The organism is Streptomyces sp. cf386 (genome assembly GCF_900103585.1).
Taxonomy (GTDB): Bacteria; Actinomycetota; Actinomycetes; order Streptomycetales; family Streptomycetaceae; genus Streptomyces.
Map to the genome: position 1 here is coordinate 1 of NZ_FNHV01000008.1, position 22,468 is coordinate 22,468.

25 protein-coding genes are annotated in these 22,468 nt (G+C 71.4%); 11 read left to right on the forward strand and 14 right to left on the reverse strand.

Going from position 1 to position 22,468, the window contains the following annotated elements:
* A partial coding sequence (locus tag BLU79_RS21110) for a polysaccharide deacetylase family protein (protein ID WP_143052513.1) occupies positions 1–488 on the forward strand: 488 nt, incomplete at its 5' end.
* Here BLU79_RS21110 and BLU79_RS21115 read toward each other — a convergent pair.
* Complete coding sequence (locus BLU79_RS21115) at positions 482–1,141, reverse strand: SRPBCC family protein (protein WP_093907413.1); 660 nt, start codon at positions 1,139–1,141, stop codon at positions 482–484. The two genes, BLU79_RS21110 and BLU79_RS21115, sit on opposite strands and share 7 nt — an antisense overlap.
* Positions 1,142–1,192: 51 nt before the next feature.
* Complete coding sequence (locus BLU79_RS21120) at positions 1,193–2,224, reverse strand: medium chain dehydrogenase/reductase family protein (protein WP_093907753.1); 1,032 nt, start codon at positions 2,222–2,224, stop codon at positions 1,193–1,195.
* 106 nt (positions 2,225–2,330) lie between these two features.
* Between BLU79_RS21120 and BLU79_RS21125 the strand changes: the two genes are divergently transcribed.
* Positions 2,331–2,987 (forward strand): TetR/AcrR family transcriptional regulator, encoded by a 657-nt coding sequence (locus tag BLU79_RS21125; RefSeq protein ID WP_093907414.1) that lies wholly within the window; start codon positions 2,331–2,333, stop codon positions 2,985–2,987.
* Positions 2,988–3,058: 71 nt separating this feature from the next.
* Here BLU79_RS21125 and BLU79_RS21130 read toward each other — a convergent pair whose 3' ends face one another.
* Positions 3,059–3,787, reverse strand: coding sequence for a Crp/Fnr family transcriptional regulator (locus BLU79_RS21130; RefSeq protein ID WP_177001112.1), 729 nt, complete (start codon positions 3,785–3,787; stop codon positions 3,059–3,061).
* The gene (locus tag BLU79_RS21135; RefSeq protein ID WP_093907415.1) at positions 3,784–4,116 is read right to left on the reverse strand and encodes a hypothetical protein; all 333 of its coding nucleotides are present in this window, start codon (positions 4,114–4,116) and stop codon (positions 3,784–3,786) included. Before BLU79_RS21135 ends, BLU79_RS21130 begins: the two co-directional genes overlap by 4 nt.
* Positions 4,117–4,222: 106 nt before the next feature.
* On the opposite strand from BLU79_RS21135, the gene BLU79_RS21140 reads away from it, so the two are divergent.
* Positions 4,223–7,549, forward strand: a complete 3,327-nt coding sequence (locus tag BLU79_RS21140; protein ID WP_256333405.1) for an AfsR/SARP family transcriptional regulator — start codon at positions 4,223–4,225, stop codon at positions 7,547–7,549.
* Positions 7,550–7,579: 30 nt separating this feature from the next.
* Here BLU79_RS21140 and BLU79_RS21145 read toward each other — a convergent pair whose 3' ends face one another.
* The 3 genes from BLU79_RS21145 to BLU79_RS21160 form a co-directional block, all read right to left on the reverse strand.
* Entirely contained in the window at positions 7,580–8,260 is a 681-nt protein-coding gene (locus BLU79_RS21145; RefSeq protein WP_177001113.1) for a hypothetical protein, read from the reverse strand.
* On the reverse strand, positions 8,257–8,637 hold the full coding sequence (locus BLU79_RS21150) for an STAS domain-containing protein (RefSeq protein WP_093907416.1): 381 nt from the start codon (positions 8,635–8,637) through the stop codon (positions 8,257–8,259). Before BLU79_RS21150 ends, BLU79_RS21145 begins: the two co-directional genes overlap by 4 nt.
* Before the next feature lie 427 nt (positions 8,638–9,064).
* The gene (locus tag BLU79_RS21160; RefSeq protein WP_093907417.1) at positions 9,065–9,679 is read right to left on the reverse strand and encodes a DUF5994 family protein; all 615 of its coding nucleotides are present in this window, start codon (positions 9,677–9,679) and stop codon (positions 9,065–9,067) included.
* A gap of 342 nt (positions 9,680–10,021) precedes the next feature.
* Here BLU79_RS21160 and BLU79_RS21165 point away from each other — a divergent pair, with 342 nt between their 5' ends.
* The 3 genes from BLU79_RS21165 (at position 10,022) to BLU79_RS21175 (ending at position 12,931) form a co-directional block, all read left to right on the forward strand.
* Complete coding sequence (locus BLU79_RS21165; protein WP_093907418.1) at positions 10,022–10,546, forward strand: DUF5994 family protein; 525 nt, start codon at positions 10,022–10,024, stop codon at positions 10,544–10,546.
* 140 nt (positions 10,547–10,686) lie between these two features.
* On the forward strand, positions 10,687–10,959 hold the full coding sequence (locus BLU79_RS21170) for a hypothetical protein (protein WP_093907757.1): 273 nt from the start codon (positions 10,687–10,689) through the stop codon (positions 10,957–10,959).
* 205 nt (positions 10,960–11,164) lie between these two features.
* A complete protein-coding gene (locus BLU79_RS21175) occupies positions 11,165–12,931 on the forward strand; it encodes a SpoIIE family protein phosphatase (RefSeq protein ID WP_256333407.1) in 1,767 nt (588 codons plus the stop codon).
* Between the two features lie 26 nt (positions 12,932–12,957).
* Here BLU79_RS21175 and BLU79_RS21180 read toward each other — a convergent pair whose 3' ends face one another.
* On the reverse strand, positions 12,958–13,836 hold the full coding sequence (locus tag BLU79_RS21180; protein ID WP_093907758.1) for a helix-turn-helix transcriptional regulator: 879 nt from the start codon (positions 13,834–13,836) through the stop codon (positions 12,958–12,960).
* Positions 13,837–13,985: 149 nt separating this feature from the next.
* On the opposite strand from BLU79_RS21180, the gene BLU79_RS21185 reads away from it, so the two are divergent.
* Positions 13,986–14,735 carry an SDR family oxidoreductase gene (locus tag BLU79_RS21185; RefSeq protein ID WP_093907420.1) on the forward strand — a complete coding sequence of 250 codons (750 nt, stop codon included), beginning with the start codon at positions 13,986–13,988 and terminating at the stop codon, positions 14,733–14,735.
* Between the two features lie 220 nt (positions 14,736–14,955).
* On the forward strand, positions 14,956–15,369 hold the full coding sequence (locus BLU79_RS48305) for an STAS domain-containing protein (protein ID WP_177001114.1): 414 nt from the start codon (positions 14,956–14,958) through the stop codon (positions 15,367–15,369).
* Between the two features lie 28 nt (positions 15,370–15,397).
* Here the strand turns inward: BLU79_RS48305 and BLU79_RS21195 are convergent, their stop codons facing one another.
* The 6 genes from BLU79_RS21195 to BLU79_RS21220 form a co-directional block, all read right to left on the reverse strand.
* Complete coding sequence (locus BLU79_RS21195) at positions 15,398–16,486, reverse strand: fatty acid desaturase family protein (protein ID WP_371131903.1); 1,089 nt, start codon at positions 16,484–16,486, stop codon at positions 15,398–15,400.
* Entirely contained in the window at positions 16,483–17,643 is a 1,161-nt protein-coding gene (locus tag BLU79_RS21200; protein WP_093907422.1) for a ferredoxin reductase, read from the reverse strand. The genes BLU79_RS21195 and BLU79_RS21200 overlap by 4 nt, the downstream gene beginning before the upstream one ends.
* A 106-nt stretch (positions 17,644–17,749) precedes the next feature.
* Positions 17,750–18,043 (reverse strand): SCO5918 family protein, encoded by a 294-nt coding sequence (locus BLU79_RS21205; protein ID WP_093907423.1) that lies wholly within the window; start codon positions 18,041–18,043, stop codon positions 17,750–17,752.
* Between the two features lie 173 nt (positions 18,044–18,216).
* Complete coding sequence (locus BLU79_RS21210) at positions 18,217–18,420, reverse strand: cold-shock protein (protein ID WP_093907424.1); 204 nt, start codon at positions 18,418–18,420, stop codon at positions 18,217–18,219.
* Positions 18,421–18,658: 238 nt separating this feature from the next.
* Positions 18,659–19,003 (reverse strand): MerR family transcriptional regulator, encoded by a 345-nt coding sequence (locus tag BLU79_RS21215; protein ID WP_093907760.1) that lies wholly within the window; start codon positions 19,001–19,003, stop codon positions 18,659–18,661.
* 142 nt (positions 19,004–19,145) lie between these two features.
* Positions 19,146–19,691 (reverse strand): hypothetical protein, encoded by a 546-nt coding sequence (locus BLU79_RS21220; RefSeq protein ID WP_177001115.1) that lies wholly within the window; start codon positions 19,689–19,691, stop codon positions 19,146–19,148.
* Between the two features lie 881 nt (positions 19,692–20,572).
* Between BLU79_RS21220 and BLU79_RS21225 the strand changes: the two genes are divergently transcribed.
* From BLU79_RS21225 to BLU79_RS21235, 3 genes are all read left to right on the forward strand, one after another.
* Positions 20,573–21,151 (forward strand): DUF5994 family protein, encoded by a 579-nt coding sequence (locus BLU79_RS21225; protein WP_256333408.1) that lies wholly within the window; start codon positions 20,573–20,575, stop codon positions 21,149–21,151.
* A gap of 251 nt (positions 21,152–21,402) precedes the next feature.
* Positions 21,403–21,816, forward strand: a complete 414-nt coding sequence (locus tag BLU79_RS21230) for a DUF5994 family protein (RefSeq protein WP_093907425.1) — start codon at positions 21,403–21,405, stop codon at positions 21,814–21,816.
* A 111-nt stretch (positions 21,817–21,927) separates the two neighbouring features.
* Positions 21,928–22,449 (forward strand): DUF5994 family protein, encoded by a 522-nt coding sequence (locus BLU79_RS21235; RefSeq protein WP_093907426.1) that lies wholly within the window; start codon positions 21,928–21,930, stop codon positions 22,447–22,449.
* Positions 22,450–22,468 lie beyond the last annotated feature (19 nt).

The following is a 22,468-nucleotide window of genomic DNA, read 5'->3' on the forward strand; positions in this document are numbered from 1 at the left end:
ACGGGGTGAAGGCCACGTTCTGCATGGTGGGTACGCAGGCCCAGGCACACCCGGACCTGGTCAAGGACGTGGTGGCGGCCGGGCACCGGCTGTGCGACCACACGGTGTCCCACGACACCACCATGGACCGCAAGTCCGAGGCCTACCAGTCGCAGCAGATCCTGGACGCCGAGCGCATGATCACCAAGGCGTCCGGGGGCGTACGGCCGATGTACTACCGGGCCCCCGGCGGGGCCTTCACCCCCTACAGCCGCCACCTCGCCGCGTCCCACGGAATGCGCCCGCTCGGCTGGAACATCGACTCCAAGGACTTCGAACTCCCCGGCACCGAGGCCATGGTCGCCACCGTCAAGAACGAGATCTCCAACGGCCCGACCCTCCTCTTCCACGACGCGGGCGGAGACCGCTCCCAGACCGTGGCCGCCCTGCGCGAAGTCCTGCCGTGGCTCAAGGAGCAGGGCTACTCCTTCGGCTTCCCGGTTCACTGAGCCCGGGCCAACGATTCGGCGGTGGTCTTCAGGTCGCGGAGCCACGCTTCGAGGCCGCCGCCGAGGGCCTCGGTCGCGGTGGGTACGTCCGCCTCGACCTGGTCGCCGGTCCAGGTTTCCTCGGTGTGGACGAGCACACCGCCCTTGACCTTCCTGAAGGTCCACAGGTGAACGCCCTCGTCGATGCGCAGCCCCTCACCGATCGCGGGTCCGCTCCACAGGATGCAGTTGTGGCGCCGGAGTTCCTGGACGGTGGAGGTGATGGTGAGTGTGGTGGCGGGGGTCGTGGGGGTGGCGGGCGCGGGGGTCGTCCAGCGGAACTGTGAACCCGCCTTCAGGCGGCCGGGGTCGAGACGTTCGGCGGTGGTGACCGGGGGCTGCCAGGACGGCCAGCGTTCGACGTCCGTCTGGAGCTTCCAGATGGTGCTGAGTGGCGCCTTGATCAGGACGTCGGACTCGTAGCGGATGACGGCGTTCTCATCGACGCCGCGACCGCCGCACCGGGACGCGCTGCTGTGCGGGGTCGCCTGGGCGGTCGGGATGGTGCTCGCGAGGACGCCGGTGACGGCGAGCGCGACGGTGACCGCGGCGGTGCCGAACCGCGCCCGACGCGGCTGCTGGACTGCGGAGTTGGAAGCGCTGTGGCTGAACATGGGGGTTCTCCTCGGTGGTTGGTGTGAACGGGTCGGGCACTCGCGCGCTCGCTACGGGTTCAGGACGACCTTTCCGGCGACGGTGCCCGACTCGGCCAGCCGCAGGGCCTCGGCGATGCGGGCGAGCGGCAGTTGCGCGGCGATCTGGGCCGTGACCTCGCCGCGCTGGAGGGCGGCGAAGACGTGGGTGAGGTCGGTGCGCAGGCGGGCGCGGAAGCGGTTCTTGGCCAGGGCGCGGCCGGCCCAGACGTTGAAGAAGTACGCGCGGCGGCGGCCCGGCAGGGCGTTCCACAGCCACACCCGGCCGAGCAGCTTGAGGACGGGCCACTGCTTGGAGCCCTCGTCGTCCCGGGTCGAGGCGCTGCCGTACGAGACGAGCGTGCCGCCGGGGGCGAGGAGGCGCCAGGAGTCAACGATGCCGCGGCCGCCGATGTGGTCGAAGACGGCGTCCACCCCACCGGGGGCGAGTGCGCGGATGCGGGCGGCGAGGTCGGCGGCGCGGTAGTCGACCGGGGTGACGCCCCGTTCCCGCAGGGCGTCGTGGTGGCGCTCTGACGCGGTGCCGATCACCCGCGCGCCCGCGGCCTGGGCCAGCTGGACCAGGACCGAGCCGACGCCGCCGTTCGCGCCGTGCACCACGACGGTGTGCCCCGCGCGGACGCGGGCCTTGCGGTGCAGCATCTGCCAGGCGGTGATGCCGTTGACGACGAGGGTCTCCGCCTCCGCCGCGCCGATCCCGTCGGGCACCGGCACCACGTCCGCCGCGTCGACGAGCACGTGGCTGGCCCAGCCGCCGACCTTGACCAGCGCGGCGACCCGGGTGCCGGTCAGGCCGGGCTCGACGCCCTCGCCGGTCGCCAGCACCGTACCCACGAGGTCGTAGCCGGGCACGAACGGGAAGGGCGGCTGGTCGTAGTAGCGGCCGCGCCGCATCTGCTGCTCGGCGAAGGAGACGCCGGTCGCCTCCATCCGGATCACGACCTGGCCGGGGCCCGCGACGGGTACGGCTCCCTGCCGGATCTGGAGTCCTTCGGGCTCGACCTTGCCCGGCAGAACGACCTCGACGAGTCCTTCGACGTTCATGGCGACCTCCACAGGGTCGGTTGGGAGTTACTTGGCTTCGCGTTCGTTAGAAGTTATAACCCCACGAGTTCGAAAGTGTCAATAACTTCAGTGATACCCTCTAACCATGGTGAACTCGGAAGCGAAGACCCCGCGTGAGCGCTACCGCGCCCAGGTGCGTACGGAGATCAAGCAGCGCGCGTGGGAACAGATCGCCACGGCGGGCGCGTCCGCGCTCTCCCTCAACGCGATCGCCAAGCAGATGGGCATGAGCGGACCCGCGCTGTACCGGTACTTCGGCGGCCGTGACGAGCTGATCACCGAGCTGGTGAGAGACGCGTACCGAAGCCTCGCCGACACCTTCCGCGCGGCCTCGGAGTCCGGTGCCGATGTGACCGCGCTCGCGCACGCGTTGCGGGGATGGGCCCTGCGGGACCCCCACCGCTACTTCCTGATCTACGGCACGCCCGTCCCCGGCTATCGCGCGCCCGACGACACCACCGCGATCTCGTCCGAGATCATGGCGACCCTGTTGGACGCCTGCGCCGCGCTGCCCTCGGACGGACCGGCGACACCGTTCGAGACGCACCTCGAAGGCCACCGGGACTGGGCGGCCGGCCATCCCGCCCCGCCCGCGGCCCTCCACCGGGCCCTGACGTTCTGGACCCGGCTGCACGGCGTGCTGTCACTGGAACTCGCCGGCCACTTCAGCGGCATGGGGATCGATCCCGGGCAGCTCTTCGCGGCCGAGCTGGAGGGACTGGCGGGGGCGCCGGCCGACTGAACGCGTCGCGCCCGAGCTCGCGGAGGTTCGCTACTGGGCCAAGGATGCCCATTCGCCCACTTCTGATGCGGTCATTCGTCCGCCAGGTCCGCGAGCCGCCTGAGCCGGGGCAGGTCCCTGATGACGGTGGCACGGTAGCCGGTCTCCAACAGGCCCTCTTCCCGCAGTTCGCGCACCACCTTGTGGATCGTCGTCTCCGCGGCGCCGCTCAGCGTTGCCAGCTCCTGCTGCGTCAGCCGCATGTCGATCACCACTCCGTCGGCGCCGGGAGTCCCGTACGACACACAGAGCTCCACCAACACCCGCGCCCATCGCACCTTCGCCGAATACCCCCGAAATTCCAGCCGCCTGCGGTTGGCCCAGCGCAGCCGGTCGGCGACGACCGCGGTCAGGGCCATGCAGACCTCGGGGCGGCGCACCAGCAGTTCCCGCAGCACGCCGTACGGCAACACCCGCGCTGTCAGTGGACCGCAAGCCGTCACCGTCGCCGAGCGCCGGGCGGATCCGTCCATGGCGGCCATCTCACCCACCGTGTCACCGCCTGCCATGACGGCGAGGAGCGAGGTCTCACCGTTCTCCACGACCGCCGTGACCTTCGTGAGACCGGACAACAGCAGGAGCACGTGCCGGTCGTTCATCCCCTGCCGCAGCAGCAAGGCATCCGCATCGAAGCGAACCTCGGTCCCCAGGCCGAGCAGTTCCCGCCGCGCCGGGGGAGACAGCCTCCCCAGCAGACTGCGCGCCGGCCACTGGCCATCAGCACTCAACGGCGTGGCCACAAGAGTCGCCCGCTGCGTCATGAACCGGCCATCCCCACGGTGAGGTGTCCCGCCCGGCGATCCGCGCGGAGCACGGCGCGGGCCGTCCCGAGGATCTCCTCGTCCATCTCCATGCCGGCGGAGAGGACCTGCAGCAGCCGGGTCCGCCACACGTCGGGGTCCGTCTTGTACGCGTCCAGAACCCGTACGCCGTAACCGCCCCGCACACCGTCGCCGCCATTGGCAAGCCGCGCGCGGACCACTTCCCTCAGCACGGCGTGGAGGTCGTGGACGACTCCACGGGAGGTGTCGGTGAGGTCGGCCGCCGCTCCGGTGGCCAACGCGGTGGCCACCAACTCCACTTCGGTCATTCGGGCCCCTTCGGGTTGTGCGGGTTGTGCGATGTCGTGTCCCTCACGGTGGCCGGGCGTGCTGCAATGCCGATGAACTTTCAATGACGCGGATGACGCAGACGACGTGGGAAGCGGAGGCTTCGGGGTGGACGGCGGATCTCCTGAGCGGCTTCGGATCGAGGTGCTCGGGCCGTTACGGGCATGGCGGGGCGGGACGCCACTGGAGCTGGGGCCGGTCAAGAGGCAGGCCGTGCTGGCCGCGCTGCTGCTGCGCCAAGGGACCGTGGTGAGTCATGAGCGGCTGCTCGACGCGGTGTGGGGCACGGAGCCGCCCGCGGGCGGTCGCAAGGTGCTGCCCACGCATGTCAACTCGCTGCGCAGGGCGCTCGATCCGGACGGCACCCCGCCCGCGGAGTCGGTGATCCGCAGCGGCAAGGGCTGGTACCGCTTCGCCGTCGAGAGGGTCCTGCTCGACACGGCGGAGCTGGAGGAGCGGGGCGGCCGGGCGATGCGGACCGTCGCCTCCGGCGATCCGGCCACCGCGGCCGATCAGTTGTCCGCGGCCATCGAGTTGTTCCGGGGCGAGCCACTGGCCGGCCTGTCGGGACCGTTCGCGCAGGAGGAGAGACGGCGATGGGAGGAGCGTCGGCGGACGCTCCGGCTGGAGTGGCTCAAGTGCCTGGTCCTGCTGGGCCGTTGCGGGGAGGCCCTCGACGACCTCGGTGCGGTGTCGGCGTCGTCGAGGGCCGACCGCTACGACGAATCGGTGACGGCCATGCGCATACGCGCCTTGTACGGCTGCGGCCGTCAGGCGGAGGCACTGAACGCCTTCGAGGACATGCGCGTTCGGCTGCGGGACGAGCTCGGAGCCGATCCCGGTGAGGAACTGCGCGGGGTCCACGCGGCGGTGCTGCACCAGGACGACGCCTTCCTCCTGCGTCCGCCGACGTCCTCCGGGCCGCGCGAGAACGCCGTGCCGGCCGAACTCCCCCACGACGCCGCAGGATTCGCCGGCCGCACCGACGAACTCGCCCGGCTGCACGCCCTGCTCCACTCCGCGCTCCCGCCCGAGCAGGAGAACGGCGCGGCGAACACCGTGGTCATCTCCGCCATCGGCGGCGCCGCCGGCATCGGCAAGACCGCGCTCGCCGTGCACTGGGCGCATCAGGTGCGTGATCGGTTCCCGGACGGCCAGCTGTACGTCAACCTCCACGGCTTCGACCACGATCGGCAGCCCCTCGAACCCGGCGAGGCACTCGAACTGCTGCTGCGCAGCCTGGGGCTCGCGGCGTCGGAGATCCCCCCGCACCACGAGGCCCAGGGCCGCGTGTTCCGGACCCTGCTGGCCGGCCGGCGCATGCTCGTCCTCCTGGACAACGCCGCCTCCGCGGAACAGGTGCGTCCGCTGCTGCCGTCCAGTCCGACCTGCTGCGTCATGGTGACCAGCCGCAACCGGCTCGGCGACCTCGTCGCCCGCGACGGGGCGCACGCCCTCCCGCTGGACCTCCTCCAGCGGGACGAGGCCCGTGCGCTGCTCAGCCGGGCACTCGGCACGGACCGGGTCGCCGCCGATGAGCGCGCGGTCGACGAGCTGATCGGGCTGTGCGGCGCCCTTCCGCTGGCTCTGCGCGTGGCCGCCGCCAGGCTGGCGGGCGACCCGGGCCTGCGGACGGCCGACCTGGTCGCCGAGATGACCGAGGGAAACAGGCTGGAGGCGCTGGAGTCGGACGCTGACACCCACTCCCCTTTGCGTACGGCGTTTTCGGTGTCGTACGGGGTCCTGGCGCCCGGCGCGCGGCGTCTGTTCCGCCTGCTCGGCCTGTTCCCCGGAGCGGAGTTCACCGCCGAGGCGGCGGCGGCCCTGCTGGACGCGCCAATGCCGCAGGCCCGCCGTCTGCTCGGCGCCCTGTCCGCGGCGCATCTGATCGAACCCGCGACGGCGGGCCGGTACCGCTTCCACGATCTGCTCCGCGAGTACGCGCAGGAACGGGCGCTGGCGGAGGAGAGTGCCGCGGACCGGGACGCCGCGCTGGAGCGGCTTCTGATCTGGTACCTGAACGCCACGCGTGCCGCCGCGGGGACCGGGCTCTTTCCGGAACTGCCCGCCGGCCTGCGCCCCGGCGAGCGCCCGGGCCTACCGTCGACCGCCGAACCCGAACAGTGGCTGGACGCGGAGCGGGCGAACCTGCTGGCCGTCATCCACCATGCCGGCCGCCACGGTCCCCGCCCCATCGCCTGGTACCTGACCTCCGCACTCTTCAGTCACTTCTGGATCCACCTGTCACGGAAGGCGTGGCAGACCACCGCGCAGGCGGCACTGGACGCCGCCGAGGCCGAAGGCGACCTGTTCGGCCAGTCGGCGATGCACTCCTGTCTGGCTGCGGCGCGGTGGGACCGGGGGCATGTCCGACAGGCGATGGAGCACGCCGCACGCGCACTGGACATCAGCCGGGAGCTCGGTTGGGCGGCGGGCGAGGCGTCGGCTCTCGGCCTCCGAGGCTTCACGCAGTGGAGCATGGCGCGCCTCCACACAGCGCACGACGATTTCACCATCGGCCTGCGCATCTTCCGGAAGGCCGGGCATCGCTATTTCGAGGGGTTCGGGATGGTCGGCCTCGGAATGACCTGCCGGGATCTGGGGCGGCTTCGCGAGGCTGCCGACCACCTCGAACGTGCCGTCGGTCTGGAGGAAGAGCTCAGCTGGTGGGACGCCGGCGCGTCCCTGCAGGCCCTGGGCGCGGTCTACTGGGAACTCGGCCGCCTCGCCGACGGACTCGACCTCCTCGGCCCCGAGGTGGCCTCCGACAAAAGGGCCGGTTACCGCAACGGCCACGCGATGATGCTCGACGCCATGGCGAAGATCAACCTCGAACTCGGCTGTCACGAAGAGGGGTTGGAGCAGGGCGAGCGAGCCTTCGCCATGGTCAGGGACACGAAGCGGTACTGGGTCCAGTCCGGCGTCCTCAACACCGTGGCAGCGGCCCACCGGAAACTGGCACGTCCGGACCGAGCGCTGCAGACCGACGAGCAGGCTCTCGCTCTGGCTCGCGAGGCACGGTTCAAGCGCGCCGAAGCGGACAGCCTCGTCAGCCTCTCCCTCACCCACAAGGACATGGGCCGCTACGACGAGGCCCGCAGCCACGCCGAACAGGCACTGGCCCTGGCCCGCGACCACTCCTTCCGCGTCGTGGAAGGGCAGGCCCTGACCGCCCTGTGCTCGGTGGCGGAGTCCGAGTCGGCCCATGCCACGGCCGTCTCTCTCGGCCGACAAGCACTCGCCCTGCACCGCGAGACCGGCCACCGACTCGGCGAGGCCCGCACCCTCCTGGCACTCGCCCGCGCCCACCGGAAGACCGACGGCGCCACCGTCGCGCTGATGAGGCAGCAGGCCTGGGACATCTTCTCGGACGTCGGCGTGCCCGAGAAGGAGTACCGGGATCTCTGCCCGTGACTCGTCACCCACTTCCCGCACTCCTGGTCGTCAGTCGGGCCGTTGGGTGCGGTTCTCGTGAGCGAGGCCGTCCGGGCGGGCAGCCGTGCGTGGGCCGAGGGGAAGGACCAGGGCCCGCAGCAGCACCGGGGCCGACGACCGGACGGCCTTGGGATCCGACTGCCGACGGATCGACCCGATGTCCTGCCACCCCCACGACAGGAGGGCGTCGCAGGCCGGAGCATCGGCTTGGTCGACCAGCGTCGCCCCGAGCGAGGCGTGGTGGTCGGCGAGCAGGCGTTGTTGGAGTCGGCGGGCGAGGTCCTGGTCGTCCGTGTGGGGATGCACCACGATCTCGGTGATCGCGAAGACGTGGCCGGACGCGGTGAGCTGTTCGACGCTCTGCGGAAGGGTCCCGTCGAACCCCCTCCACCACGTCCCCTCGCGCGGTACGGGGAATCCGTAGGCACACCCGGCGAAGGCACTGTCCTCCGCGATCAACAGGGCGAATCCCGCCCGCCGGATGTCACCGGTGAGCCGCCGCAGAAACGCCTCCCGGCCCCGGTACTCCTGGCCGGCCTGCGCGCGGGAGGACTCCACGTACAGATCGGCCAGGTCCTCCCGCAGGGTCTCGGCCTGCCAGCGGTTCAGCCGGCGGAGGCGTACCGCCTGGTCGGTGGCCGGTGTGCTTCCCTCACCGCCTGGCCGCTCACGGCGGAGCGGGGCCGTCACCGTGCACCGCCCACGGCAGCGGCAGCGGCAGCGGGAACCCGAGGTGACGGTGGTCGAACGTGGAGCTCGTGGAGCAGGAAGCCGGAACCGGTGATCTCGATGATGCGGGCCAAGGCCGACGGCGGGTAGTGCAGTCGGAGGGTCGTTCCGGCATCAATGGCGAGCCCGGATGCCGTGAGGAAGGCGTTGAGTCCGCTGGCGTCGCAGAAGGTGACCGCCGTGAGATCGACGTCGGCGGTGCGGATGCCGTCACGCAGGCATGCGGCCAGTGCGGCGCGCACGAGCGGGGCGGTGGCCAGGTCGATCTCGCCCGCGAGGGTGATCAGCGCGCGGGTGGCGTGGTCGTGCCGGTGGACGTTCAGTTGGGGAAGGGGCATGGCTCCTCGGTTCGAGGTACGAGGTACTCGGCGGAGAGTGGCGCGTGGCCGGGCCGGGTTCGGGCCGTCCCCGGGCTCGGGGGCACAGGACACGGGAAGACCCCGGCCTGTCATGTGCGGTGCTGCGGCCGGGGTCTTGGGCTGCGGGTGTGCTGTCAGTTCGGGCGGTGCGGTTGGTCCGACCGGCTCGGTCGGCGGGACCCGTCGTCGCGACGGTCACGGCTGTCTGCGGTGCCGCCGGCTCTCGCCCAGCCGCGGGCCTTCCGCCGAGCCGACGGGGCCGGACCCGGGACAGGTGTCCCGGACCGGCCGTAATGGAAGGCGGCCATCTGGTCACTGTGCTGCGAGTTGAGCCGGTGGATGAGGAGCACCCCGAACGCGATCATCGCAAAGATCACGATCACGGTCACGAACGTCTCCACGGTCCTCACCTCCCCATCGGCTGATGCGGCATCGCCTGATGCGGCATATCGACGGTCACGGTCGGGATCCGGGGACGTGCGGCCGGATCGCGGGCCTCATGGCCCCCTTCGGAGTCCCAGACCGCTTCCACGGCCCGGTCGGCCTCGTGCACCGTCCGCAGGCGCGCCGCCTCCTCCATCAACCGGCTCGCGGTCGACATGCCCAGTGGGTCGCTCGCGGCGGCCATCAGCCAGGCGGCCGAGACGGGAGTCGTCTGTGGCGGGACCACCAGGAGGTTCCAGCGACCCCTGCGGTACGAGAGCAACAGCAGTTCGTGCGGGTCCTGCTCGGCCAGGAACCAGCCCACCTTCACCACGTGCCCGGCGACGGGCACCCTGCGGGGAACGACCGGCCAGTGGGTGGGATTCACCGTGACCCGGGTGATCCGCCCCCACAACGGATCCAGTACGGCCGTCAGGGAGGGGAGTTCGGCCCCGAGATCGCGGGAGCGGGGCCACCAGGCGCCGTCCAGCAGAGCCGGTGCGGGGCCGGCGGGAGCCAGCGACAGGCGGAGAGCGGACGAGGAGAACGAACGGTCATCGGCTTCGGCTGTCGGCGGGAGGGAAATGGTCGCAGTCATGACGCGAACCCTGCCCCGGGCCGGCCACAACCGGCCCGGCGTATTCAATCGCCGAAAACGACACGAGCATGGAAGCCGGTGCGCGAAATATCCTCGGTGTTTTCAGCGTACTCCTCAGGCAGGCCCCACGGACCGTACGGCCGACGGAGAAACGGTCCCGTGCGCCCCTGCCCGGGACCCTCGTCCCACAGGCAACAGGACACGCACGGCCAGCTGCCGGGGAGTAGCGTGAACTCATCGGGAGCACTTCGCACATCGGCTCCGACGCCGGTGTCGTTCCCTTTGAGCGACGACACCGGGCCGCGCTGCCCTCGCGCAGAAGTCCGGAGACGGGTTTGCGCGATGTCCGCGACCGACTCTCATCCCCCGCTACGGGCCGTTCCCTTCAGAGCCCCCACCGCGCGCCTCGCGCTGAGAACCGAGAGCCCTTCCGCCGGGCCCGCCGAACTGGACGGCGCCTGGTGGCCCCGTTCACGTGACCTGCCGAGCGAGCTCTCCGCCCTGGCGGAGGTGCTGGATCCGCTGTGGGGGCGGATCACCCGTATCGGGGTCAACCCCCGCCACTGGCCGATCCTCCCGCCCAGGATCTTCGTCAACGGCCATGTGGTGAAGGTGGGTTGGTTCACCTCTGAGCTGGATCCGCACGGGATCGTTCTGCTGTCCTACACCGCGGGCCGCTGGGACCTCCTGGTGATCCCCCCGGAGACCGACGCCCCCTCGGCCGCCCGGCTGATGGCCACCGCGAGCGCGGACACCGGCCCGTCGATGACCGCGACCGCGCTCATCACGGCGGAACGGGCCCGCCACGGAAGCGGCGGTGCCCTCTCGTCACACGGCCGGAATCAGCAGCACGCTGTCGGGATGTGAGGCAATGCGAGGCACCTGATGTGAGCCGACCGGAATTCCGGCATACGAAAGTCCGCTGGTCGTTGGCGCTGGTCGTGAGCGGGTACTCGGGTCCCGGCCCGGAGTAGAGTGAACTGAGGCCGGCACGAGTGGCGGCGACCATGGCAACACTGCACCAGCGGAAGAACCACCGCGAAGCGATCATGAAGACCCTGTACGAGGGCATGGAAGGCAGCGGCCTCCCTGACGTCTCCGGGGCCAAGCTGCGTGACGATCTGGCGATCCCCGAGCATGATCTGGCCGCGGCCTGCACCTATCTGGTGGAGGAAGGGCTCGTCACGGTCCGCTGGGCCCATGGAGACACACCCGCGACCGTCATGCTGACGCATCAGGGAATTCGGCTCATGGAGGCCGAGGAGGAGGATCGCGGCTGACCGGTGGGGTACGCCACCACCTGGTCTTCGTCCCCTTCGACGACGCGGCCCGGCACAGGTGGGCGGGCAGGTCCTCGTGGCAGCCATGCGAGCGGGTTCCTCTCGGGAGACCATCGGTTCATGGAGACCACCCGGCCACTGGTGCGCAGGCTCCCCTGATGCGCCCGCGGTCTTCGGTGGGTGGCTGCCATGGCTGGAGGGCGGTGTGGTGAAGGATGCGGTGCCCGGTGTGGGAGGTGAGGGGCGGTCGTGGCCGACGGCCGAGCCGGGTTTCTGGCGGCAGGTCGTCGAGCAGCTGAGCACAGCCCTGATGGTCGTGGATCCGGCCGGACGGATCCACGCCGTCAACCCGGCCGCCGAACGGCTGCTCGGCCGGGCCGCCGCCGCGATGCGCGGGAAGGACGCGCACGAGCTGCTGCACCGGGACACGGACGGCGGCACGCTCCTGCGGGAGCAGTGCCCGCTGCTGCAGGTGCTGACCGAGGGAGCCCCCGCGCGCGGGGAGGGCGACAGCTATCTGCGCGGTGACGGTCGCCTGGTCACGATCTCCTGGTCCGCGTCTCCCCTGACGGACGGCGGCTCCTTCAAGGGCATGGCCGTGCTGTTCACCGACATCACGGGCGACCGCAGCGCGCGCCGGGAACGTGCGGCCTATACGAGCGCTCTGGAGGACCTCAACGAGCGGCTGACGCTGGTCGCGGAGATCACCGACGTACTGGGGCAGACCCTGGAGACCGACGAGGCCCTCGCCCGGCTGGGCCGCCTGCTGGTCCCCCGCCTGGCCGACTGGGCGGCGGTGGACCTCCGGACCGGTTCCGGGCAGGTCCACCGGGTGACGGTGGCCGGTCCCGCCGGGCGGGCGGCCGGGCTGGAGGGCGGGCGCGAGCGACTTCCCGAGAGCGGGGAGGCGGACCGCTCACCTCTTGTCCGGGTGCTGAGCGGAGGTGATCCCGTGCTGCGGAACGAGCAGGACGAGCGGGACGAGCAGGATCAGCAGGACGAGGCGGAGACGGCCGTACCGCCCGGCTCTCCCCTGGCCGCCGTACACAGCGACTTCCTGCGGACGGTGCACGCGACGTCCGCCATCACGGTGCCGCTGGGCGCCAGGCGCCAGATCACCGGCGCCCTGACGCTGGTGCGCACCGACCCGTTGCACCCCTTCGACACCGAGGACCTGGAGGTGGTGAGCGACATCGGCCGCCGAGTCGGTCTGGTCATCGACAACGCGCGGCGGTTCGGCCGCCAGCGCGCCGTCGCCGAGGCCATGCAGCGCAACCTGCTGGCCCCGCTGCCCCAGCCCGGCCGCCTGCAACTGGCCGCCCGCTACCAGCCCGCCCCGGCCGGCTCTCAGGTCGGCGGTGACTGGTACGACGCGTTCGAGCTGAAGGACGGCTCGCTCGCGCTGGTCATCGGCGACGTCGTCGGCCACGACCTGACCGCGGCGGCCGGGATGGCCCAACTGCACGGCATCCTGCGGTCCCTGGCCTGGGACCACCCCGGCGAGCCCGGCGCCGTCGTCGACCGTCTCGACAACGCCATGCCCGCCATCACCACCGTCCCGATGGCCACCCTCGTCCTCGCCCGGGTCGAAGGCCACCCGCACACCGGGCCGTGGACACTGCGGTGGACCAGCGCCGGACACCCGCCGCCCCTCCTCCTGACCCCCGGCGGACACGCGCAGTACCTCGAAGCCGGACAGGGGCTGGTCCTCGGCGCCCCGCTGGACACCGGCGTGGGCCGGCCGAACGCCACGCAGCCCCTGCCCCTGGGGTCCACCCTGCTGCTCTACACCGACGGCCTGATCGAGATCCCCGGCAGCGACCTCGACACCGGCCTGGACCGGCTGCGCCGCCACGCCCTCACGCTCGCCCAAGCACCGCTGGACACGCTGTGCGACCAACTGCTCGCCCGTATGCCGCCCGGCAGCACCGACGACGTGGCTCTGCTCGCCGTGCGGCTGCCCGCGCTGTGACAGAAGACGCCGTCAAAGAGACGCCGTCAGAGAGACGCCAGCGGAGAGCGGTGAGCGTCCTGCTGCCGCACCGTCGGCACGGCATGGCCGCTGGAGAGCAGTTCGAGCTTCCCCTGGCTTTCCGTGCCGGGGCGGGCGGTCATCACCACCAGGGTCTGGGCGCGGTTCTCGGTGAACAGGACCTGGGCGTCGACGTCGATGCGGCCGAGGTCGGGGTGGACGATGGTCTTGCTCTCCCCGTAGCGCTGAGCTACCTCCTGGAGTTCCCACAAGCGGACGAACTCGGGGCTGCGTTCGTGGAGCTCGGCGACGATCCGGGCGGCCCGGGGGTCACCGCTGCCGGTCGTGAGCGCGGCCCGCAGTCGGGCTGCCTGGGTGCGGCTGTGGCGGGGGTGGTCCTCCTCGGGGTACACCAGCCGCTCGGCGGGGTCGGTGAACCAACGGTAGTAGGCGCTGCGGGCCAGGCCGGTGTGGCACGTCTGGTCGCCGAGCAGTGCGGTGGCGATCGGGTTCATCGCGAGGGTGTCGGCCATGTCGGACAGCACCAGGGCCGGGGTGTCGTCGTTCAGGCGTTCCAGGACCCGCAGGAGGGCCGGGCTGACGTCCTCGGAGCGCTGGAAGCGGGCGGGGGCGTTGTGGCCGATGAGGGCGAAGAGGTGGTCGCGTTCGTCCGGGGTCAGGCGTAGAGCCCGGGCGAGGGCGGTGGTGATCTGGAGGGACGGCTGCGGGGCGCGCTGCTGTTCCAGGCGGGCGTAGTAGTCGGTGGACATGCCGGCGAGCTGGGCGACCTCCTCGCGGCGCAGGCCTTGGGTGCGCCGACGCGGGCCCTCGACCAGTCCGACGTCGCGGGGGCGCAGCGTCTCACGCCGCCGGCGCAGGAACGCGGCCAGCTCTTTCTTGTCCATGCCGTCCATCGTCGCCGTTCTCCGTCGTCCCAGCCAGGGACCGCCGATCCATGGATGAACCTTCCTCTCCCGCCCTGGCGCAGGCGCTCCTACGGTCGAGGCCGCGGGCCGCCCACCGGTCCGCGGCCAGTGAATGGAGACAGACCCCCATGAAGATGACCGGCAACACGATCCTGATCACCGGCGGCACCTCGGGCATCGGGCTCGGCCTGGCCCTGCGCCTGCACGAGGCCGGCAACAAGGTGATCGTCGCCGGCCGGCGCAAGGACCTGCTCGACGAGATCACGGCCGGGAACCCGGGCATCGACGCGCTCGTCCTCGACGTCACGGACCCCGCGTCGATCGCCCAGGCCCGGGAGACGGTGGCGTCCGCCCACCCGGAGCTGAACGTCCTGGTCAACAATGCCGGCATCATGCTGCGGGAGAACCTCCTCGACCCGGCCGACCTCCGGGTCGCCGAGGACCACGTCACGGTCAACCTGCTCGGCACGATCCGGATGATGTACGCCTTCCTGCCGCTGCTCGTGGGCAAGGGCGACGCGGCCGTCATCAACGTCACCTCCGCGCTGGCGTTCGTACCGTTGCCGATCACCCCCACCTACAACGCGACCAAGGCCGCGCTGCACTCCTTCTCCGAGAGCCTGCGCGTGCAGCTCGCCGGCGCCGACGCCGGCGTCCAGGTGATCGAGGTGGCCCCGCCGGGCGTACGCACGACCCTGCTCGGACAGCAGGACGACGAGAACGCCATGCCGCTGGACGACTTCCTCACCGAGACCCTGGACCTGCTGCGCGAGCAGCCCGATGCGAAGGAGCTCGTGGTCGAGCGCGCCCGGTTCGTGCGCGACGCGGAGGCCCACGGCACGTACGACAACGTCCTCGCCATGCTCAGCGGCGTCTGAGCGACGCCCGCCCCCGGCCGAGCACGATGGAGAGGGACCCAGGCCTGCGCACCACGCCCCTCACTCCTGCCCCGTTCCCGCAAGGCACCCCGGACGGCGCACCACGGCAGTAGGCTCGTCGTGCGGTCGCCTTTGGCCTCGGCCCTCCCCGTGCAGCCCATTCCGCGCAACAGAGGCTCTGCGCACTGTGAGACTCCACCCGACAGAGGAGATGGGGCGCATGTGCCCTCATCCCGACCCGCCCGAGCCTCCCCGCGCACCCGCACTGTTCGACGAATGCCGAATGGTCCGCGCCCACGGCGAGCTGGACCTGACCACCGTGACACCCCTGGCGCACGCCCTGGAAGGCGCCCGCGCCGGGTGCGGGCGCATCTTTCTCATAGTCGACCTCAGTCAGGTCACCTTCACGGACGGCAGCATCCTGGAACCGCTGCGCGAGGCGTGGGACGACTGCCGGGACCGGCAGGGCTGGGTCCGCGTCGTCCACACCAGTTCGGTGATCGACCTGGTCCTGCTGGCCGGCGGCCTGCTCGCCAGCTTCCCCGCCTATGCCAGCGCCCAGGACGCCTGGCGGGGAACGGCCGCCACCCGACGGGCAGCGGTCCGCTGGACACGGCGGCTCGGCACCGGATGACAGGTCCGGCGAACCGCCCGCAGCCCGCCTACGGCAGCGCATGGCGCAGTACGCGCCCCCACATCGACGCGTACTGCCGCCGGAGCGGCCCGGTGACGTACGGCAGTCCGTACCGGGCGCAGATCTCCCGCACCCGGGGCGCGACCTCGGCGTAGCGGTTGCTGGGCAGGTCCGGGAAGACGTGGTGCTCGATCTGGTGGCTGAGATTGCCGGAGAGGGTGTGGAGCAGGAGGCCGCCTTCGATGTTCGCCGAACCCTGGATCTGGCGGACGTACCACTCGCCGCGGGTCTCCCCCTCCAGCTCGTCCTCCGTGAAGGTCCGCACCTCGCCGGGGAAGTGCCCGCAGAAGATGACGGTGTGGGCCCAGACGTTGCGCAGGGCGTTCGCGGTCAGGTTGCCGAGGAGGCAGGGTACGGCGGAGGGGCCCGCGAGGAGCGGGAAGAGGACGTAGTCCTTGGCGAACTGGTGGACCGCCTTGCGCGCCAGGCCGGCGACGTCCCCGAGGAAGCTCCGTACGCTCTTGCGGCCGTCGGCGACCGCGTCCCCCTCCAGGTCGTACAGGGCGATGCCCCACTCGAAGACGGGCGCGAGCAGCGCGGCGTAGAGGGGCTGGACGAGATACACCGGGCGCCAGGGCTGCTCGGGGCTCATCCGCAGGATGGTGTAGCCGAGGTCGCGGTCGCGTCCGACGACGTTGGTGTAGGTGTGGTGCAGGTGGTTGTGGGTGCGCTTCCAGGCATCGGCGGGGGTGGCGAAGTCCCACTCCCAGGTGGTCGAGTGGATCGCCGGGTCGCCCATCCAGTCCCACTGGCCGTGCAGGATGTTGTGGCCCAGCTCCATGTTCTCCAGCGTCTTGGCGACGGCCAGCATCGCGGTGCCGGCACACCAGGCGGGCGGGAAGAGCGAGACCGAGAGCGCGAGCCGGCCGCCGGTCTCCAGGCCGCGCTGGACGGCGATCACCGTGCGGATGTAGCGGACGTCGTTCGCGCCTCGTGCCGCGACGACTTCGGAGCGGATGCGATCGAGTTCCCGCCCCAGCTCGTCGGCGGGGGCACCGCACTCGGGGTCGACGCCCTTGGCGTCAACGCATTTGTCGGGCAGGGTACTTGCGGTCACGGAAGCCTCCTCGGGAGGTCCTGTACGTCGAGGACGAGCGGGCCTGCGGCACCGTTGACACAGGTCTGGATCAACTCGCCCGGTTCTCCGTGCACTTCGCCGGTCCGCAGATCGCGGACCCGGCCCTCGACGAGCGGGACGAGGCAGCCGTGGCACACGCCCCTACGGCATCCGTACGGCATCGCCACGCCCGCTGTCTCTCCGGTCACCAGCAGCGGCTCGGACGCGGGCGCGTCGGCCTCGACTCCGCTGCGGCCGAACCGCACCCGGCCGCCCGTGGCGCCCGAGCGAGGCGGCCCCATCGAGGTGAGCCGGAAGCGTTCCACGCTGAGCCGCTGCCGCAGACCGGCGGCGCTCCAGTGCCGTTCCACCGCGTCGAGCAGGCCCGCGGGGCCGCACACCCAGGTGTCCCGTCGACGCCAGTCGGGGCACAGTCGCTCGATCCGCTCCGGGGTGAGCCTGCCGTCCGCGCGCGTGTACGTCAGAGAGAGCCGCAGCCACGGCGACCGGGCCGCCAGGCCGGCCAGTTCGGCACGGAAGAGGCACTGGCCCGGCTCGGGTGCGCTGTGCAGGAGCAGGACGTCACAGGCGGCGGGGCCGCGGTGGCCGAGGGTACGCAGGATGCCCATGACGGGGGTGATACCGCTGCCCGCCGTCACGAACAGCGTCCGGGCGGGTGGGGGCTCCGGCAGGACGAACTCCCCCTGGGCCGGGCCGAGTCGCAGCACTGTTCCGGGCGCGGTCCGGTGCACCAGGTGCGGGGAGACGCGGCCCCGCGGATCCGCCTTGACGGTGAGGGTGACCAGGCGGTCGGGTGCGCCGGGTGGTGACGTGATCGAGTACGTACGCCAGTGCCGTACGCCGTCGATCTCGACCCCCACCGGCAGATACTGCCCGGACCGGTGCCCCGCCCAGCCCCGCCCCGGCCGGATCGCCAGCGTCGCCGCGGCGGGCCCCTCGGCCCGAACGGCGACGACACGGCCCGCGGGATGCCGGGCGGAGAGCAGCGGGTCGAGCAGACCGAGGTAGTCGTCCGGGGACAGCGGACTGGTCAGCCAGGAAGCGGCCGACAGGGCTCTTTCCGTGGCCCGCCCGCGCCACGACGCGGTGAGTCCTCGGGCGGAGAAGGACGAAAGCAGCCATCGCGACACGGGCATGCGGGTACCCCCTCGCCGTGAGCGAAGCACACCGGGCCGAGGCGCACCCGGCACCGCGGCGCCTTTCCGCCATGCGCCGCGACGCCGTCCCCGTCGGCCGGGTCCGTCAGCCGTCCCACTGGACTGGGCGTCCGTACGCCGGGCCGGCGCCGGAGGATGGCACAGGGGGCGCGGCGTGGCAGGTGAAGCCGAGCCGGATCAGTGCCCTGGCCACCTCACCGATGGTGAAATCACGGCGGTCCTGGCCTGTGATCACCTCGCCCACCTGCTTGACCGGAAACACGCGGCCGTCGATGACGACGCAAGCCCCCGTGACGGGCTCGGGTCGGACACCGTCCATCGATGTCTCCACGTCGGTCTTGAAGAGGTCGAAGGGATAACGGGCGATCACGCAGCGCATGGCGCCTCACCAGGGAGTCGAGGGTGGGTGGAACAGCGGCGGGTTTCTTCGGAGGATCCGGATCCGGACCCGGGAATCAGAAAAGGGGCCCGCACCCAAGGTGCGGGCCCCTGTTTCGTCGTATGCGCGTACGAAATACGTCAGACGCGTTCAGACAGGTTCGATCGCGGGGATCAGGCGGGAACGATGTTCTCCGCCTGCGGGCCCTTCTGGCCCTGCACGACGTCGAACGTCACCTTCTGGCCTTCCTGCAGCTCACGGAAGCCCTGGGTGGCGATGTTCGAGTAGTGAGCGAACACGTCCGGGCCGCCGCCCTCCTGCTCGATGAAGCCGAAGCCCTTTTCCGCGTTGAACCACTTAACGGTACCGCTGGCCATGCTAATTCTCCTGAGGCAGTGCTGGAGACCCACACCTCGCGGGCCCCCTCATCGCTGCGATGATCGCCCGCCCGGGAATCCCGAAAAATGGCAACCACAACTGCAATTTACGGTCAGCATAGCACCGGAAATAATCAGCAACAAGAGGAAATAAAAACCACCCGTAAAACACCGGCAGCGCGATTGGAAAAGACCTTAATGGCACCGGTCGAATTTATGCTCCGGCGCCATCAGACTTTCACTCGCCGCCACCGTCGGCGCCCCCGTCCGGACGGCGCAGTTCAGCGTTGGCGCGCAGGGCCGCCTCCAGCCGGTCCTCGAGATCGATGATCCGGCAGGCGGCCTCGATCGGGGTCCCCTGATCGACCATCTCGCGGGCCCGGGCGGCAAGGCGCAGCTGGTGACGCGAGTACCGGCGGTGGCCGCCCTCCGACCTCGTCGGCGTGATCAGACCCGTCTCTCCGAGGGCCCGGAGGAAACTGGGTGTCGCACCGATCACTTCGGCGGCACGGCCCATGGTGTACGCCGGGTGATCGTCGTCGTCGAGTCGGTCGGCGGCATGCGACCGGTCCTGCGAGGGCATCTGCGCCTTCCCGCGGACCGCCGAAGTCACGGCCCGCCCCGGGGAGTGGCTTCCCCATACGGGAACTCTAGTCGCCCTGGCGGAAATCCTGCCGCCGCCGACACAGATGTCCTCCGCCTCTCGGCTCCCGGTCGGCTCCCCGTCACCGGAGGACCAGGACTCGGCAGGGAGGAGCCCACAGGGGCGTCCCCCGGGCTTCCGCCACGTCCGCCAGGACGTACTGCCATCCCCAGGACCGCAGCGCCTCGAGCATCCGAACGTCGCCGCGGTTGACCAGCATGACGCCGAGCGCGGCGGCGTGGTCGGTCAGCAGTCGTCTCTGCAGGCGCCGGGCGAGGTTCCAGTCGCGACTCTGGTTCTGGGTGCGCACCTGGTGCCCGACGAGGATCTCGGAGATCGCGAAGAGTCGCCCGGACGCGGCGACACGGAGCAGATGCTGCGGAAGGTATCCGTCGAGGCCCTCCCACCGGGGCCCGTCGCCGCGCACGGGGAAGCCGTGGGCGCATCCCGTGAGCAGGGTGGTGCCCGACGACACGGTGGTCTCCGCGATCAGCAGGGCGAACCCCGGCCGCCGTACGTCGGTCGCGAGCCGCTGAAGGAAGGCGGAGCGGGCCCGGTTCCACGCGCACGGGTCGCCGCCGGAGGTCTGCGCGTACAGATCACCGAGTTCCGGCGTGAGGTCCTCCACCTGGCAGCGCGTCAGCGGGCGGAGGCATTCGCCCGCCAGGGGCGACGGGGCCCGCCGGCCCCTGGACCGGGCGGGGCGTTCCTGACGCCTGGGATCCGGGACGGGATGTGGCCCCAGGGTCGAGGTCCTCGGCCGGTCCGGCACGTTCTCAGTCATGGGACGACCTCTGCCCCGGGCCCGGACGCACCCGGCCCGGCGTCGTCGTTCACCGAGAACGGCACCGGCGTGTGGCCGACGCGCGAGGAACCCTCGGTGCCTTCACCCTACGCCCGGGCGCTCAGGCGCCATCTGCTCTGCGGGGCACGGGATCCAGTCCCGTTCACTCTCCGCACGCTCCGACGGCCGCCGTCGGTCGTCCGGCCCCGACGGCGGCCGCCCGAGGCTCCTGCCGCGGCCGCTCCCCCTTACTCGGGCGCGCGGTCAGGAGCCGGGTGCCCCACATCGGACCCACAACGGCACGCGGGAAATCACCGCGCGGGTCTCGCGACGAGGGGTGGTAGAGGTGACCGAGGCCGGAGGGCAAAGCGCGAGGAGCAAGGAGCGACGGCCAACTGTCCTGCGGCGGCGGCGAATCGGTCCTTGCCCGGTATGCCGGGAGGGGGCAGCCCATGGGCTGCCGACACGGTGGACGCTCCGGCGGAATCCTGCGCACGGCCGGACGGCGTCAGCCTAAGCGCCCTTCTCCGGGGTGGGAACCCCGAGGGGAGAGCCGCCTTCCGCCGTGTGCCGGACGCGGCGGAAGTGGACCGGTCCGGGAACCATCGGGGCGGAGTAGCGTGGCGGGCACCGGGAGTTCTCCGTACGCCCGCTGCCCGTTGGCGTCGTTCCTGGCGCACCACGGCACCGGTCCGTCGCACGGCGGCCGGGGACAGGACCGCGACATGAAATCGCGCGCCGATGAACGTGCGACCCCCCAGCAGGAACAGGCCTCCCCGCCCATGCCCGCCCGGCTCACCCTGCGCCCGCCGACCTTTCCACCCGGCCCCGTGTGCGGTGCCTGGTGGCCCCGCTCGCACGATCTGACGGTCGAACTGCCCCTCCTCACCGAAGCGTTCGACGCGCTGCGGGCGAGGGTGACGAGTATCGCCTCTCGCCGCGGCACCTGGCCTGAGGCGCCGTGCGACCTGCCCACCACCGGTCACACGGTGAAGGCCGCGTGGTTCGCGTCCGGGTTCGACCTGTACACGATCCGGCTCTACTCCTACGGCGTCGGCCGCTGGGACCTGCTGGTCGTGCCGCCCCGGACCGAGGCGGCCGCGGCCGCCCGGCTGATGACGGCAGCGTCCGACCCCGCGCTCCACCTCACCGCGAGCGCGCTCGTCGCGGCCGAACGGCATCGGCTCGACGCGGACGGCACCCGGAGCGAGCGGGAGCGGGTGGAGCAGTGGGAAGGCGAGGGCGGTACAACGAGGCGCCCTTCAGCCGATCTCTCCTTCTTCCACGACTGTTACGGTCCGTGACCCCCATATCGCGCTGCGCCCGGTAGGGTGAAAGGACCGAGGGCCCACCGCATACCGGTGACCGCACCGGTTTCGCTCCCGGCGCACGACGACACCGGGCGGCTCGTCGCCCGGGACAGGTGCCGCATCATGACAGCCCCCGCCGGCCGCCCTCGACGCCTCCGATCCGGACGCGGCCCCACCTGACGCACTCTGATCCGCCTCCTCGAACGCCTCGTCGGGGTGTACGCCGTGCCCACCCAAGGAAACTCATGATCAGCACAGTCCCGCCCGAACCGCCCGCCCACCCCCTCCTCCGGCTGCGCCTCGCGCCCTACAGCACCCTGCCGCGCCGCCTCGACGGCGTGTGGTGGCCCCGCTCCTACGATCTCCTGGCGGAGCTGCCCCAGTTGCTGGCCGCGCTGCCGCGCGCCTGGGGACACATCACCGGCGTCACGGTGAACTCAGCGGCCTGGTCCGCGGCACCGGGCCGGATGTTCGTGTGCAACCAGGTCGTACGGCTGCGCAGGACCCTCACGTCGCATGGGCAGAACTCCGTGGTCCTGCTCGCCCCCGGCCAGGGTCGCTGGGATCTGCTGGTCGTGCCGCCCGACACCACCGCGGAGGCGGCCGGGGCACTCATGACCGCGGCGCTGAACGACCGCGCCCGAGACCGGCAGGAGTAGCGTGGACACGAGGAGAGCGACGGCACAGCACGCTCTCCTCAGGCAGCCGCCCCGCCACCGTCGGCACCGGCAGTCAGCGGCCTGCCCCACCCGACCTGGCAGGTGAGCGCGATGCCCGACTCCCCTCCTCCGCACCCAGAAGGACTCCTGGCGGACGGCGTACACGAGTCGCTGCGTCCCGGTACGGCTCTTCTGCGGCTCACCACCACCCACGACCGCCAGGGCATACTCGACGGCGCCTGGTGGCCCCGTTCGAGGCACGTCGCCACCGAACTGCCCGGCCTGATCACCGCGCTGACCGAGCGCCTCGGGCCGGTCACCCGGATCGGCCTGGACTCCGCGGCCTGGGACGAAGTGCCGACGCGGATGACCGTCGACGACCGTGTCGTGCACATCGACGCGTTCTCCGTGGGCGACGACACCGCGCTCGTGACCCGAGGAGACCAGGACTACTTCTCCCTGCTCGTGATACCGCCGGACACTCCGCTCGATGCGGCGCGGGCCGCGATGGCCGAGGCGGTCCGTGCCGACAACCCCAAGCAGGCCGTGCAGATCCTGCTCGACACCGGCACGGCTCAGGCCGGCATTACCGACCCGGGCCCTACGGACAGCCGGCGGCGGGAAGGCCGGTGACTCCCGCGGCACCCCTGCC